This window comes from Ruegeria halocynthiae, assembly GCF_900106805.1.
Classification (GTDB): Bacteria; Pseudomonadota; Alphaproteobacteria; order Rhodobacterales; family Rhodobacteraceae; genus Ruegeria; species Ruegeria halocynthiae.
On record NZ_FNNP01000006.1, the window covers coordinates 130250 to 144872 of the forward strand.

The 14623-nt window shown below is 57.1% G+C and carries 15 protein-coding genes, 1 other RNA gene and 1 riboswitch; of the genes, 6 read left to right on the plus strand and 10 right to left on the minus strand.

What is annotated here, in order from left to right; all coding sequences use genetic code 11:
• Nucleotides 1-109: 109 nt before the first annotated feature.
• Both BLU89_RS15350 and BLU89_RS15355 read left to right on the plus strand, forming a co-directional pair.
• A complete protein-coding gene (locus tag BLU89_RS15350) occupies nt 110-418 on the plus strand; it encodes an ArsR/SmtB family transcription factor (protein ID WP_074737727.1) in 309 nt (102 codons plus the stop codon).
• On the plus strand, nt 411-1442 hold the full coding sequence (locus tag BLU89_RS15355; protein ID WP_074737728.1) for a permease: 1032 nt from the start codon (nt 411-413) through the stop codon (nt 1440-1442). Before BLU89_RS15350 ends, BLU89_RS15355 begins: the two co-directional genes overlap by 8 nt.
• Nucleotides 1443-1482: 40 nt before the next feature.
• On the opposite strand, the gene BLU89_RS15360 is transcribed toward BLU89_RS15355, so the two are convergent.
• Both BLU89_RS15360 and BLU89_RS15365 read right to left on the minus strand, forming a co-directional pair.
• Nucleotides 1483-1872 carry a hypothetical protein gene (locus BLU89_RS15360; protein WP_074737729.1) on the minus strand — a complete coding sequence of 130 codons (390 nt, stop codon included), beginning with the start codon at nt 1870-1872 and terminating at the stop codon, nt 1483-1485.
• 54 nt (nt 1873-1926) lie between these two features.
• Nucleotides 1927-2688, minus strand: a complete 762-nt coding sequence (locus BLU89_RS15365; RefSeq protein WP_074737730.1) for a DUF1013 domain-containing protein — start codon at nt 2686-2688, stop codon at nt 1927-1929.
• A gap of 130 nt (nt 2689-2818) precedes the next feature.
• On the opposite strand from BLU89_RS15365, the gene BLU89_RS15370 reads away from it, so the two are divergent.
• Nucleotides 2819-3448, plus strand: coding sequence for a ribonuclease T2 family protein (locus tag BLU89_RS15370; protein WP_074737731.1), 630 nt, complete (start codon nt 2819-2821; stop codon nt 3446-3448).
• On the opposite strand, the gene BLU89_RS15375 is transcribed toward BLU89_RS15370, so the two are convergent.
• Nucleotides 3445-3933: a hypothetical protein gene (locus BLU89_RS15375; RefSeq protein WP_074737732.1), complete on the minus strand. Its 489-nt coding sequence runs from the start codon at nt 3931-3933 to the stop codon at nt 3445-3447. The genes BLU89_RS15370 and BLU89_RS15375 overlap by 4 nt on opposite strands.
• 464 nt (nt 3934-4397) lie before the next feature.
• Between BLU89_RS15375 and BLU89_RS15380 the strand changes: the two genes are divergently transcribed.
• Nucleotides 4398-5897, plus strand: coding sequence for a hypothetical protein (locus BLU89_RS15380; protein WP_143030591.1), 1500 nt, complete (start codon nt 4398-4400; stop codon nt 5895-5897).
• Nucleotides 5898-6013: 116 nt separating this feature from the next.
• Here the strand turns inward: BLU89_RS15380 and recR are convergent, their stop codons facing one another.
• The 3 genes from recR to BLU89_RS15395 all read right to left on the minus strand — a co-directional run bounded on the left by recR (nt 6014) and on the right by BLU89_RS15395 (nt 8947).
• Nucleotides 6014-6607 (minus strand): recombination mediator RecR, encoded by a 594-nt coding sequence (gene recR / locus BLU89_RS15385; protein WP_074737784.1) that lies wholly within the window; start codon nt 6605-6607, stop codon nt 6014-6016.
• Nucleotides 6608-6670: 63 nt separating this feature from the next.
• Nucleotides 6671-7015 (minus strand): YbaB/EbfC family nucleoid-associated protein, encoded by a 345-nt coding sequence (locus BLU89_RS15390; RefSeq protein WP_074737734.1) that lies wholly within the window; start codon nt 7013-7015, stop codon nt 6671-6673.
• A 171-nt stretch (nt 7016-7186) separates the two neighbouring features.
• The gene (locus tag BLU89_RS15395; RefSeq protein ID WP_074737735.1) at nt 7187-8947 is read right to left on the minus strand and encodes a DNA polymerase III subunit gamma/tau; all 1761 of its coding nucleotides are present in this window, start codon (nt 8945-8947) and stop codon (nt 7187-7189) included.
• 168 nt (nt 8948-9115) lie between these two features.
• Between BLU89_RS15395 and BLU89_RS15400 the strand changes: the two genes are divergently transcribed.
• Nucleotides 9116-9616 (plus strand): protein-tyrosine phosphatase family protein, encoded by a 501-nt coding sequence (locus BLU89_RS15400; RefSeq protein WP_074737736.1) that lies wholly within the window; start codon nt 9116-9118, stop codon nt 9614-9616.
• Nucleotides 9617-9620: 4 nt separating this feature from the next.
• On the opposite strand, the gene BLU89_RS15405 is transcribed toward BLU89_RS15400, so the two are convergent.
• Nucleotides 9621-10028: a hypothetical protein gene (locus BLU89_RS15405; protein WP_074737737.1), complete on the minus strand. Its 408-nt coding sequence runs from the start codon at nt 10026-10028 to the stop codon at nt 9621-9623.
• Between the two features lie 97 nt (nt 10029-10125).
• Nucleotides 10126-10344: riboswitch (cobalamin riboswitch) on the minus strand.
• A 123-nt stretch (nt 10345-10467) separates the two neighbouring features.
• Here BLU89_RS15405 and BLU89_RS15410 point away from each other — a divergent pair.
• Nucleotides 10468-11325, plus strand: coding sequence for an alpha/beta hydrolase family protein (locus BLU89_RS15410; protein ID WP_074737738.1), 858 nt, complete (start codon nt 10468-10470; stop codon nt 11323-11325).
• A 35-nt stretch (nt 11326-11360) separates the two neighbouring features.
• On the opposite strand, the gene rsgA is transcribed toward BLU89_RS15410, so the two are convergent.
• From rsgA to BLU89_RS15425, 3 genes are all read right to left on the minus strand, one after another.
• On the minus strand, nt 11361-12389 hold the full coding sequence (rsgA, locus tag BLU89_RS15415; protein ID WP_074737785.1) for a ribosome small subunit-dependent GTPase A: 1029 nt from the start codon (nt 12387-12389) through the stop codon (nt 11361-11363).
• A gap of 159 nt (nt 12390-12548) precedes the next feature.
• An RNA gene (gene ffs, locus BLU89_RS15420) (signal recognition particle sRNA small type) lies at nt 12549-12647 on the minus strand.
• A gap of 38 nt (nt 12648-12685) precedes the next feature.
• Complete coding sequence (locus BLU89_RS15425; protein ID WP_281241186.1) at nt 12686-14566, minus strand: bifunctional 2',3'-cyclic-nucleotide 2'-phosphodiesterase/3'-nucleotidase; 1881 nt, start codon at nt 14564-14566, stop codon at nt 12686-12688.
• Nucleotides 14567-14623: the final 57 nt, after the last annotated feature.

Consider the following 14623-nt stretch of genomic DNA (forward strand, 5'->3'; position numbering starts at 1 on the left):
AATCTGGACTTATGGTGCGCCGGGCGTGAGTTGAATCATCACATGCGTGCTTGACGAGGGAAGAGGAATAAACTAAATAACCAGAAATCTAGTTTAATGGAGATTAAAAATGTGGGAAGAAGCCGCTGCTGGCTTTTCAGCCATGGGGTCCGAGGCCCGGCTGAAAGTCCTTAAGACGCTGGTTCGCGCTGGCGAAGCGGGGCTCACCGTCGGCGAAGTTCAGTCCCGAACGGGCATCGCGCCCTCAACGCTGGCACATCACCTGCGGTTTCTGGCTGCCGGTGGTGTCGTCGAGCAAGAAAAAATCGGGCGCAGCACGATCAACCGGGCCTGTTTTGACGAATTGAGAAATCTGGCGCAGTTCATCCTCAGTGAATGCTGTGCAGACGAAGTAGGAAAGGCCGCAAACGATGGCTGAGCTGACACAGAACCCCAAACCCCTGGTCAGAAACCTGCGCGACCTGATCGTGACGCCCTGGGCTCTGATCGTGGCCATTCTGACCCTAGTCGCGATTCTCGACCCCGGCAACTGGACCGAAATCGTGACATTTGCGGGCAAAGCGCTTGCACATACGGGACAATACATCCTGTTCGCGGTGCTGCTGCTGTCCTACCTCAAGGCCACCGGGGCCGAAGTGATGGTCGCCCGCGCGTTTGAAGGGCGCGAGACGCGGATGATCCTTCTGGCCGCATTGTTTGGCGGGCTGGCACCGTTCTGTTCTTGCGAAGTCATTCCGTTCATTGCGGGCTTACTTGCGCTGGGGGCTCCTTTATCGGCGGTAATGGCGTTTTGGCTCAGTTCTCCGCTGATTGATCCGCCGACATTGCTGATCACAGCTGGCGCGTTGGGCTGGCCATTCGCCATCGGGAAAGCGGTGGCTGCCGTTGCTCTGGGACTGTTCGGAGGGTTCGCTGTACGTGCCCTAATGCGGGGCGGTGCCTTCGTGCAGCCGTTGTGTGAATACAAACCTGCCGGGTGCTGTGGAAACGAACCAAAGAAAGACGAAACGCCCGTCTGGCAATTCTGGAAGGAATCGGAACGCCGCACCCGTTTTCGCACCGAGTTTGTGCACAACGGCTTGTTTCTGCTGAAATGGCTGGCTTTCGCATACGTGCTCGAAGCGCTGCTGGTCAGCTATGTCCCGGCGGACCTGATCGCCAGAGTCGTTGGTGGTGAAGGCGTCGTGCCCATCGTTGTGGCCGCTTTGGTTGGAATGCCTGCCTATCTGAACTCATACGTCGCACCGCCGCTGCTTGCGGGTCTGATGGAACAGGGCATGAGCGCAGGGGCCGCAATGTCGTTCATGGTGGCGGGTGCCGTCAGTTCGATCCCGGCGATGGCGGCCGTATGGTCGCTGGTCAAGCCGCAGGTCTTTGCAACCTATCTGGGATTGGGCATCAGTGGCGCCATCTTTGCGGGCATCGTGTTCCAGATGATCTAAATGATAACCGCCTGGTGCCTTCACTGGGCGGTTTTTCACGTTAGCCAGCACCGCAGTTTCGCGGCAGCTTAAAGCGATATCGGGGTTCTCCGCTTTCGACGAAGACCCGCTTTTCAACACAGGCTTCGGTGCCAACAGTCCGTGCGATCGGGCCTTCCGTTGTCGTAATCGACACCGCCGAGCCGTCCGGCAAGCGCACCGACGCGACGACGCCGTGTTTAAGATCGCCATTGATCGGCGTCGCTGACAGGACCGCCACGGTCAAAAACGAATGATGTTCATGCGTGCCATCGTCGTTCAGCAGCAGCAACCCGGCGAAGACTGCAATCAAGGTCACGACACCGGTGATGAGCAGCCACCAGGATTTCAGAAACACGTAGATCGATACGGCGCGGTGTGGTTCGAAAAATGTGGACAGAATGCTAAGCATCAGGTTCCCCGAAAAATGGGGCCCCGGCTATTTGAGGCCGGGGCCATCGGCGTCTCAGGGGCGCAGATCGTCTTCGTCTTCTTCGGTGCCGCCATCTTTGGGCAGGTTGAAGAAGCTATCAGCATCGACGATGGGTTCGTCATCTTCTTTCTCGCTACCGTCATCGGACAACGAGAACGTCTCCAGACCTTCAATCGCGGTCGGGATCTTCGGCGCCGAGTCCATTTCGAGCGACTGTTCGGTCGACACCAGTTTGCGGCGCTCGTCATCGCTCATCACGCCACCTTCGGCGGCTTTCTTGGCCGCGGCCTTCTGCACGATGGTATCCAGTTCAGACTGCTTGCACAGACCCAGCGCCACCGGATCGATCGGCTGCATGTTGGAAATGTTCCAGTGGGTACGCTCACGAATCGACTGGATGGTCGGCTTGGTTGTGCCGACCAGTTTGGCGATCTGACCATCGCTGAGTTCGGGGTGAAACTTCACCAGCCACAGGATCGAATTGGGACGGTCCTGCCGCTTGGACAGCGGGGTATAACGCGGACCACGGCGTTTCTCTTCGCCCGACGCGGCCGGGTTGAATTTTAGCTTCAGCTTGTGCAGGGGATTGCCCTGCGCCGCGTCAATCTCTTCCTGGGTCAGCTGGTTGTTGGCAATCGGGTCAAAGCCTTTCACGCCGGCGGCCACATCGCCATCTGCGATGCCCTGCACTTCAAGCTCGTGCATACCTACGAAATCCGCGATCTGCTTGAAGCTGATCGTGGTGTTGTCCACCAACCATACAGCGGTTGCTTTGGCCATAAGCGGTTTTGCCATCAGCCCGTCTCCTATAAATACATCTGTCCCGTCGCCGGAATGCGGCGGCCCCGAGGCTTTGGGGCAGGTTTCCGTTGTCGGGGAACTTGGGGTGTATATAGTCGCGCAAAGGCAAGAAGGGAAGAGGCGAATGCGCTGGGTGGTATTGTGGATTTTCAGCGCGATGACGGCGTTGGCTGATGGCGAGCAGGCGGGAGAATTCGACTATTACGTCCTGTCGCTCAGCTGGTCACCCAACTGGTGCGCCCGCGAGGGGGATGCCCGTGAATCGGACCAATGCCACACCCGTCATGATCATGGTTGGATATTGCATGGGCTGTGGCCGCAATATCATAAAGGCTGGCCCTCCTACTGTCGTACGTCCGAGGCCCAGCCATCACGCCGTATGACGCGGGAAATGGAGGATATTCAGGGGTCATCCGGCCTGGCCTGGCATCAATGGAAAAAGCACGGAACCTGTTCGGGCCTCAGTGCGCCAGAGTATTATGCGCTATCGCGGAAGGCCTATGAAGATGTCACACGACCTGAGGTCTTTCGCAAGCTGGACGCATCGGTCAAGTTGCCTGCCTCAGTGGTGGAAGAGGCCTTTCTCAAGGCCAACCCCACACTTGAACCAGATATGATCACAATCACCTGCAAACAGGGCTATATCGAAGAGGTCCGCCTGTGCCTGTCCCGCGACCTTGATCCCGTTCCCTGCGGCCGTGATGTGATCCGTGACTGTGTTGCCAAAGACGCGCTGTTCGATCCGATTCGTTAGAGCGTTTTGTTCTGGCATTCGCGCGCATATTCCAGCGCTTTGGCGGTGCCCTTCAGATCAATCGCCATGACGGTTTGACCTTCCGGGTTGAATACCGTCATTGTCTTGTTCTGAGCAATTGAAGTGACAAAATTTCGGTCGGTAAAGAACACGGTCGCACCCGGCACCCGATCCTGTTTGAACCCGATGGCGGTGGCATCAAAACTCTTACCATCCAGTTCAAACCGGATCTGATAGCTTTGCCCTGGCTTAATGTCTCCCCAGGCCTTGTTGTAGACGGTGAAATATCCGCGATTATCCAATGCATCATAGCCCAGTCGCACAACCGTGAGGTCCTGATACACCGTCTGGATCAGGCATCCGTTGCCGAGAGCAGGGTCCATCATGATGTTCCAACCCTCGACAAAACCTTTGTCGATGAGTTCCTGCGAAAAGGCAGCGGTGGCGGTGAAGGCGGCGAAGGTTAGGGCGAGAAGGCGGGTCATGTGTAAGTTCTTTTACAAGTGTTCAGCAATGTATCAATCTTACGATTTGCATGGCTGATAATGAGAAGTATTCGAGCATGCCGCAAGTTTGGCAAAGCCTTGACAAGCTATTAATCTAAAAAATACTTTAATACAAATTTACACCTAAAGTTGGCCCAACTTTCAATTTAATCTTGGGCATAGCCTGATGAGTAACGCAGGCAATTTGAATGTAAGTAAGCAAGCGGATCATAGTGTGATGTAAGTGATCTGTACCGGTTAGGGTAATGAATGTTGGATTTTAGTTTCGAGAGTTTTCTTCTGATTTGCGAGTTTAATTGGCCAGCTAGTAAGCTTTCCAACGCCAGAATTTTGAGTCAGGCTTAAACGTGCAGGGTCGTAGAATATACCAGTGCGGCGCGATTTTGATCCTGTTGGCGGGCTTGGGGTACCTACTCCAATCGGTGTTCTCTCTGACCGGCGGATTGCTGGTCTACACACTCGATGATCCGTACATACACCTCGCGGTGGCAGAAGAAATCCTTCGGGGGAACTTTGGCGTCAATCCCAATGAGCCAGCTTCGCCGTCCTCATCCATCCTTTATCCGGTTCTGCTGTCGGCTCTTATGGCGATTGGGTTCGGGGACATGGCGCCACTACTGCTCAATATTATTGGGGCCTGCGTTACGGCATGGATTGTTGCTGGCGTGTTTTGGTCAACCACTGTTGTCCCTAAGTCAAGACTTCAGGTTGCCTTTGCGATTTTTTTGTTGCCGCTATTGCTGCTGGCCCTGAACTTAATCGCATTGCCCATGGTGGGTATGGAGCATACGCTACATGTGTTGGCCAGCGTGTGTGTCGTGCTGGCCATGTATCAACTGGACCGGGGGCAATCACCCTCAGCATTGCTTTTGTCGTGTATTTTGTGGGCGCCATTGCTCAGGTTCGAGGGGTTGGCAATTGCGTTGCCTGCACTTGTGGCACTCCTCATCGCTCGTCGCTTTGGTGCATTCACTGTTCTGACCTTCGCCCTGATTGCTGCCTTTTCTGCTTATGTTCTTATTATGCAGAGTTTCGGACTTCCGGCACTCCCCAGTTCTGTTCTCGTAAAATCCTCAATAAGTGAAGCTGCATATGATCGCGGTAGCTTTGAAGCCATCTCACGACTTGTGTACTCGACTCTGGACAGCCTGAGAAATCCGCGCGGTGTTCAGATTGGCCTTGCTCTGGGACTTTTGATCATGTCGCTGTCTTATCAGCGCCCTGCAAACGGTGGGCATTGGTTGACCGTTGGCGTCGCTTCGACCGCAATCGCGGGCCACATCGTTATGGGTCAATATGGCTGGTTTTCGCGTTATGAAGTATACGTGCTTGCCATATCTATAGTGGCACTGCTTCTTGTATGGGGCGAAGCGTTACTGTCAGTCCGGAAACGCTCATTTTTCAAGTTTGCGAGTATAGCGGTTTTCCTAGCGGTCATCGCAGGACCGTACGCATTTACAACACTTCGTACGCCTCATGCATCCGAGAATATCTTCGCTCAGCAGTATCAGATGCATAGATTTGCGACGGACTATTTTCCGAGGCCAGTGGCTGTTAACGATCTGGGCTATGTGTCATATGAAAATGACGTTCACGTTTTGGATTTGTGGGGGCTTGGTTCGGAAGTAGCGAGGAAGATGAATGCCGGTGGTGAGCGCAGCGCCGACGCCTTGATAGCCCTGACAACGGAAGAAGGTTCGGTCTACGCAATGATCTATGGCGATTGGTTCGCTGGTGATATCCCCAACACATGGTGCCAGATGGCGACGCTTCATACCCCGCAGGTCACTGCAGCGCTTGGAGAGGTCGATTTCTATTTGATCGACAGCGAATATGAACCTGAATTTCTACAGGCCTTGCAGTCATTCGCGGAATCGTTGCCAAAGGTATCTTCGCTTTCGATTCAATCGTGCGAAGGCACAGTGGATTTGAATTCGGATTGACCAGTTTTTTGTTCAAACGACGAGATTTAATCTGGTGTTAAATGAAGTGTATTCTCCGACCAGGAAAATCCCCAGTCGCCACGAGGATACGACCTCATTGTGATCATGAAAACTTTTTACAATTCCTTCCGCGCTCTCAGCGCCGCCGTAATCGTCCCGTCGTCGAGATAATCCAGTTCTCCGCCAATCGGTACGCCCTGCGCCAGCGAGGTCAGGCGGACCTGCCCCTCCAACTGATCGGCGATGTAATGCGCGGTGGTCTGGCCATCGACGGTGGCGTTCAGCGCCAGAATGACTTCTGTGATCTCCTCGGCCACCACACGATCCTTGAGGCGGGGAATGCGCAACTCATCCGGACCAACACCATCCAACGCCGACAAAGTTCCGCCCAGAACGTGATAGCGGCCTTTGAAGACCCCGGCGCGTTCCATCGCCCAGAGGTCGGCGACGTCCTCGACCACGCAGAGTTCTCCGATCGCACGGACCTCATCATTGCAGATGTCGCAGATATCGGTGGTGCCCACGTTGCCGCAGTTCAGGCATTCACGGGCGGTGATAGCGACCTGCTGCATGGTGTCTGAAAGCGGTGTCAGCAGCAGGGCACGTTTACGGATCAGGTGCAACACCGCACGGCGCGCCGAGCGAGGGCCGAGGCCCGGCAGCTTGGCCATCAGGTCGATCAGATTATCGATATCGCTGTTCGAACTCACCACGCGGCTCCTGCAAATGAGCCGGGCAATCACGCCCGGCCGTTGATCCGTCAGGAGGGTGTATCAGAACGGCAGCTTGATGTCTGCGGGCAGGCCCATGCTTTCGGTCAGTTTAGCCATTTCCGACTGCGAACGTTCCTGCGCCTTGGTCTGCGCGTCCTTGATCGCGGCGAGGATGAGATCTTCGACCACTTCCTTGTCGTCACCATTGAAGATCGAAGGGTCGATATCAAGACCTTTCAACTCACCTTTGGCGGTCGCGGTGGCCTTTACCAGTCCGGCACCGGATTCACCCACAACCATCAGGTTGTTCAGCTCTTCCTGCATCTCGGTCATCTTGGCCTGCAAATCCTGCGCGGATTTCATCATCTTGGCCATATCGCCCAGACCGCCTAGTCCTTTGAGCATCGGTAATCTCCTGTCACTTGTGTTGAGGTCTAAATACGGAGGGCAGCCGCGCTGCACAAGAGGTCAGAGGTCTTCCGCCCATCGTCAAGGCTGCTTGGGAACCTCGGCGTCTGCCGAGTGCCTGTGGCGGGCGCGGAAGAAATTAGTTGATTTGCGACTAGGCCCGCAGGATCACTCCTCCTCGAACGGATCCCATTCGTCATCGACTTCGGGGAGGGCTTCGGTTTCGACCTGCGCAGCGCGCTGTTCAGCTGTTTCGATACTCTTGATCCGAGCCTTCGGGAAATGGCTTAGAACCGCTTGCACCAGTGGATGCTTTTCTGCCTCGGCCTTTAGTGCCAGATCAGCAGCATCCCGAATTTCCGCAATTGTCGGGGTATCCCCTTCGGAGACAATCGATACAGCCCACCGATTACCCGTCCATCTCTGCAGCGACGCACCCAGTCGCTGTGACAGATCGGTCGGTGCATTGTCGGTCGGGGTAAACTCAATTCGGCCCGGCTGATAGGATACGAGGCGTACGCCGTTTTCCACCTCGACTAACAGTTTTACATCGCGGTTGGTTCTGATCAGTTCAACCACATGTTCAAATGTCGGATATCGCGCGAGCGCTGCCTGCACGTCCTGAGCCAGTGCGGCACTCGGCCCGCCCGCGTTTCCACCGATGGTCGAAGAGGCATATGTGGGTCGGCCCGCAGCCTGTGGAGCGGGGCTTGCCTGACCCGTCACTCCGGTCCCCGGGCCCGGCCCGCCATTGGGAGGCAGAGGTAGATCCTGCAGGCGCTTGATCAATTCCTCAGGGCTGGGCAAATCGGCCACATGGGTCAGGCGGATCACGGCCATTTCAGCAGCCATCATGGCGTTGGGCGCGGCAGAGACCTCTTCCAGCGCTTTCAGCAGCATTTGCCACATACGTGTCAGAACACGCATGGGCAGCGCATCGGCCATCTGTTGGCCTCGGGCGCGCTCGTCTGGTGAAACGGTGGGATCTTCGGCAGCATCGGGGGTGATTTTAACCACCGAAACCCAATGGGTGATCTCAGCCAGATCGCGGAGAACTGCCAGAGGATCAGCGCCCTCTGCATATTGCCCACTAAGCTCGGTCAAGGCACCGGCGGCATCACCGCGCAGGATCAAATCCATCAGGTCCAACACCCGGCCCCGATCGGCTAATCCAAGCATGGCGCGCACCTGATCAGCGCTGGTTTCGCCCGCACCGTGCGAAATGGCCTGATCCAGCAGCGAGGTTGCATCGCGCGCAGAGCCTTCGGCGGCGCGGGTGATCAGCGCCAGTGCGTCATCAGCGATTTGCGCATTCTCGGACCCTGCGATTTTGCGCAATAGGCCGATCATATCCTCGGGTTCGATTCTGCGCAGATCAAACCGCTGGCAGCGCGACAGGACGGTCACCGGGACCTTACGAATCTCGGTGGTCGCGAAGATGAATTTTACATGTTCGGGCGGTTCCTCAAGTGTCTTGAGCAGCGCGTTGAAGGCGCTGGTCGAGAGCATGTGAACCTCGTCGATGATGTAGATTTTATAGCGAGCCGAGGCCGCACGGTAGCGCACCGAGTCTATGATTTCACGGATATCGTTCACGCCAGTACGGCTGGCGGCGTCCATTTCCATCACGTCGACATGACGGCCTTCCATGATAGCCGTGCAGTGTTCGCATTGTCCGCAGGGTTCAGTTGTTGGGCTGCCGTTGCCATCGGGACCAATGCAGTTCATTCCTTTGGCAATGATCCGGGCGGTTGTCGTCTTTCCGGTTCCACGGATACCGGTCATGATAAAGGCCTGCGCGATCCGATCCGCCTCGAACGCGTTTTTCAGCGTGCGCACCATCGCGTCCTGACCGACCAGATCGGCAAAGGTTTCGGGGCGGTATTTGCGGGCAAGAACCTGGTAGGCGGGGCTGGGCGTATCGGTCATGTCTGCTCTATCGGATTCGGATTATGCCGCAGCGTAGAGGCCCCCGTTGCCCGCGTCCACCGCAAGCCGGGACGATTTTCATTTTGGAAAGTGCGGATATGCGGTTAAAATCCCCATATTCTATTTTTAGGACCGGTTTCTTGTTGGTTGATGATTGGCGGGGGGATTATGTCGCAACTGGTGATTTACGCGTTACAGGTTGGCGGGGGCACTCTGGCCCTGTCCTCGATGCCGGGACGAGGCGGTGCTTATGCAGAAGACCTGGATCTGATCGCGGAATGGAAACCCGGTATCGTGATCTCGATGACGACAGAGGTTGAGATGATTCAGGATGGTGCGCGGAATTTTGGTGCTGACATACAGGGCCGTGCCAGCCGATGGGTGCATCTGCCAATCGAGGATTTTGGTGTGCCTCAAACAGAGGCATTGGATGTTTGGACTGATGTAAGTGCAACCGCGCGTCAGGCGCTTTCCGGGGGTGGTCGTGTGTTGGCGCATTGCCGTGGCGGCTGTGGCCGCTCGGGTATGGTGGTGCTGCGCCTGATGGTGGAATGCGGCGAAAGGCCAGAGGATGCCTTGAAGCGGTTGCGCGCCCTTCGCCCCTGCGCGGTTGAAACCGATGCCCAGATGTCATGGGCGGTTGAACCGGCACGTATTCAGGTTACCTAATACCCTATATGCAGGCCTGCGGCGAAAGCCTTACGTCGCTGTGTTGCGTAAGCACAGATGCCTCAAGCATCGCGCAGGGCGGTGTTGCCAGCACGCTCGAGGGCAGACTGACGGGTTCGGTGCCGAACATCATGTTGGCGTAGTCATCCAGCAGATCGGCCGCGATTTCTGGGTCGGTGCCGCAGAATACACGTATCTGATTGGATTGGGCCCGAAAGCGGGCGACGCAGCCTTCGGGGCAATGGGACAGCTCGCTGCTGCCTTCGACCTGAAACCCGGACGTTGTTACCCGCCCTGCGGTCGATATGGCCTGCGTCAGTGCCCGTGCCATCTGCGCCAGTGCTGGGCAGGGCGCGCCGGTGCGCTGGCATACGGTTGCAGTGAACTCGTGCGTATTTGACTTCCAGATCATATTGCGCCCTCCGCGCGATGGGCCGGGGGTGTGGCACAGGCAGGTCGGAACAGCGCATTTGCACGGTCAGAGCCTTCCCGGACACCCCGCCCGAGTTTCAGTTTTGCATCCGATGGCAGGTCTCCTGACTTGCGGGTCATCGCTTTGCCGACCTTCCCAGCCTTCAAGGCCAGTGGTATCTCGACATCGCTCACCGCTTACAGTTGCGGGGGCAGTCTCGGACTAGGGTCTTTCCGGTTTCAACCGGACAGAACCGCACCGTGTTCCCTTTTCATCCCGGCCCGGTTGGGCGCGGAAACCATCTTGCTTTCGCTAGCGGTTGCACAGCGCCTGAGTCAAGCAGATTGAGCGGGGCGGGTTACGTTTGGTCCAGCCACGTCAACCTTGACTTGGCGCAACGCGAGTGAACTGATTGGTTCAGATAGTTTCGGAGAACCAAATGTTGGACACGCATCGCGCGGTAGTGACCGAAGATTTCCGGTTTCCTTCCGGACCCGCGCAGCTGTCGGCGCGGCTCTATCTTCCAGTGGCAGATCCGGAAACGGTTGTGGTGATGAACAGCGCGACCGGGGTACCAAAGGACTACTACCAGCATTTTGCGCGGTGGCTTGCAGAAGAACATGGTTTGGCCTGTTTGACCTATGATTACAGGGATTTCGGCTGCTCACTGACGGGTTCACAGAAACGGTCCAATGCCACCATGGCCGAATGGGCGTTAATCGATATTCCTGCCGCCCGGGCCGAGATAAGACGGCGGTTTCCGAAGGCAAAGCTCTGGAGTATTGGCCATTCGCTGGGCGGTATGTTTGGTCCGGTGCAGCCCGATATTGAACAGATCGACCGGATGATCTGTGTCTGTTCCGGGTTGGTGACGTTAAGGGATCATCCCTGGCCATATCGCGCTTTGGCCGCGCTGTTCTGGTATGGTCATGCGCCTTTGGCGGTACAAGCGCTTGGGTATCTGCCCGGAAAGGTGGTGGGTTTTGGGTCCGACCTGCCCGCTCAGGTCTATTGGCAATGGCGCAATTGGTGCACTGCTCCTGAAAGCTATGTGCCCGATATCGGGATCAGTCTGCCCGAGAACCGATGGGCTGGCACTGGCAAACAGGTTGATCTGTTTGCTTTCGAGGATGACCAGATGGTGCCTGCAAATGCGGTCTGGCGGCTTGCTGATCTCTATGGTTCCGGCGCTCGGCGGCATCTGCTTGCACCGAGTGAGTTCGGGTTGTCCGACATCGGCCATATTGGCGCCTTTGCACGTAGGAATGCCGCTGTCTGGCCCCGGTTGATCGCCTGAAATGACGTGGCACCGACCGACGGTGCCACGCCGGGTTACAGTCCCTTGCGGGTCTTTTTTTCATGCATCACGTTGCGCACCATTTTCCCGAATGCCTTGTCGCGTGCGCGTGCCTGCGCCACCGATGCCGAGTTGCGCTGGTCCTCGCGTCGCAGCTTGCGCCAGCGCTCCAGCCGGGCTGGATCAAGTGCGCCAATACCGATTGCCGCCTGTACCGCGCATCCAGGCTCAGTGTCGTGCTGACAATCCGAAAAGCGGCAATTCTGGCTGAGTTCTGAGATGTCCGAAAACACCTCGTCCACCCCTTCTTGCGCGTCCAGCAGGCGCAAAGCCCGCATTCCCGGAGTGTCGATCAGCCAGCCGCCGTTTCGCATGTGATGCAAAGCGCGCGCTGTTGTCGTGTGCCTGCCGCGCGCGTCATCTTCCCGAATGCCTGCGGTGGCCTGATCCCGTCCGGTCATCCCGTTGGCCAGTGTCGTTTTGCCCACGCCAGACGATCCGACCAGTGCGCTGGTCTGACCCTTGGGGCACCACGAAAGAACCTGTTCGACATCTGTGTGATCCATCGCGTTCACGGCCAGAACCGTTAGGAACGGGGCAAGCGACTGTGCCGTGTCGACATAGGAGCCCGTGTCGTCGCAGGCGTCCGCCTTGGTTAGAATGATGACGGGGTAACAGCCCGCCTGATGGGCCAGCGCAAGATAGCGCTCAAGCCGGGGCGGATTGAAATCTGCATTACAGGAGCTGACGATGTACAGCACGTCGACATTTGCCGCGATCAGTTGCGCCGTGGCGCCTGTGCCCGCAGCCCGACGCTGCAGCAGGCTGCGTCGATCCAGCACGCGGCATATGTGTTTGGTGTCATCGGTCAGGACCCAATCTCCGACGGCAAAGGTGCCGGTCGATTGATCGGGGCTCAGCAGTGGGACTTCGCCATCAGGACCAAACCCGATCAGCCGATCCCGATGAACTGCTGCGATGCGAAACGGTAAACATGATGGATCAGCCGCGTGTTGAGCGGCAAAGTGAGGGGACCATCCTAGGTCCGATAAGGAAAGAAACATTTGTCTGCCTGAGATTTGAAACAGCAATACCGTCGGATGGCGATCGCGCATCCGTTGGTGATGTGTTCAGGCAATCAGGTGATCTGAGAGGATCAGAACCGATCTGCCCGAAGGGTCATTGCTACAATCATAAACGCCCTCCAGCGGTTGATGGGTTCAAAGTGAGAGGTTGGACATCGACCCAAGCGGGGCTCGTTGTGGCTGCTTCCTTCCGGATCTGACCAGGTTGGCGAGGCGCTCGCCCGCGCCAACCTCTCGCCGCTGATATAGGCGTGGCAGATGAAAATGGCAACCCGTCACAGAGTCAGTTGGACGCGCAGGAACCCATCGGAGTTTGGGGGCAGCAGGCGCGGATGGTATTCCGCCAGTTCCTCAAGATACTTTTGCGCTCCGGGTCCTGTGGTCAGGATCGCGTTGACCCCCTGTGTTCGGGAGAAAGAAAAGGGTCGCGGAGCATGTTCCAGCGGATCGACAGGTAAAGCGCCTGCCACATAATCATGCAGTATGTCGAGAATGCGCAATGGCGGCAGCGCGATCAGCTCAGGCTGCTGTGAAATCGGAAAGTGACCTCCGCCGCTGATGCGGTAGTTGTTGAGCGTGACCACAAACCTCTGGTCAGGTGTGACCGGTCGCCCGTTGAAATTCAGGTCACGAATGCGGGAATACGACGGGTCGTTCAACCGCCCGGCGGGATCGAAACGTGGCGGTTGCGACAGATCAATCCGACAGGTCACGCCGTGCAGGACGTCGAAATTGTGCCCGGTGCGCAGCGGGTTAGCAAGGGCGACGGGTCCGTGCGACGAAAGCTGGTTGAACAGCCCGGCGGACATTTCAAGCCAGTCCAAAAGTTGCGACCCGGTGGCCGGCACGGCACGCAACTCGTTGGGAAAGACGCTCAGGTCGGCGATATGGCGCACCGAGATCTCTCCTGCTGGTATGTTGGTATAGTAGTTGTTTCCAGCACGGCCGCCGAATTTCGCCGGGGCCGCAGCTGACAGGATAGGCAAATCCGCCCAGATCGTACCGGCAAGATGCGGTCGCAGCGCCGCAGCCTGAGCTGCCGCGATCAGAGCCAGCCCCCGGTCCGGCGCGCAATACGAGAAATAGCTATGCAGCGGGCGCGTGATCGAACCAACTGGTCGGGCGATCTGGGCTCGTGTTGCAGTGTGAGCACGGGCGAAAACGCGTTTCATTGCCGGGCATTCGGGCGTTGCCGGTTCTGCATTCCGGATTGCGCGTGCCTCGACATGGCTTGCGGCCACACGCCACCGGTCTTCGGGGGTCTGCTCCAGGGTCAGATCTATGATCCCCAGGTGAGAACCAGCCCAGCCCTGCATGACCACGGGTGTGCCGTGAACCAGCCCCCGATCACTGTCAACAAACTGCAAACCGTCATGCGCCCTGTCGGGCAGAGTCAGATGGGTGTGGCCGGCAACGATTGCGTCGATCTCTGTCATCTGTGCAAGAGGGATGATCGCGTTCTCCATCCCCGGTTCAGCTTCTGACGGACCCAGCCCTGTATGTGCAAGCGCCACAATCAGGTCGCAACCTTGTCGACGCAACTCGCTCGCGGTGCTCCGCGCTGCGGTCAGGATGTCGGTTACCACGACCCTGTTCTGTAACATATGCGCCTCCCACCGGGTGGTTTGGGGCGGCAAAACCGAAAAAATACCGATGCGGATCGGGATTTGGTGACCATTTACTGAGACCGTCCGCTGCAGGATTGCATGGGACACCCATCCCTGATTGGCCTCGGTGCTTTGCATATTGCTGCAAATCATCGGGCAGGTGGTCTGATGCGCGATGCGATTTACCAAGTCCAACCCAAATCCGAAATCGTGATTGCCCAACCCAATCGCATCGTAGTTCAACGCATTGAAAGCTTGGGGCAGGGGATGGTCGTCGGGCACTGTTTCGGCCGCCCAGCTGCCAAGCGGCGTACCCTGCAGGCTGTCACCATTGTCGAACAGCAAAACAAGTGATCCGTCGCGCGTGGCTTGTTTCCGCGCGTCATGGATCAGACTGGCCGTGCGGGTAAAGCCCACTGTGGGTTCAGGGCGATCCGAATAGTAGTCATATGACGTCAGATGCATATGCAGGTCGGATGTCGCCAGGATCCGAACCTGTGTGCCGAGCCTGCGATCATGCTTTTTGGGCGAAAATTCCTTGGGTATCAATACATCAACTTTTGGCTGTTTAATTAACAGTGGTTTCACCATGGGGTGGATTTAGTG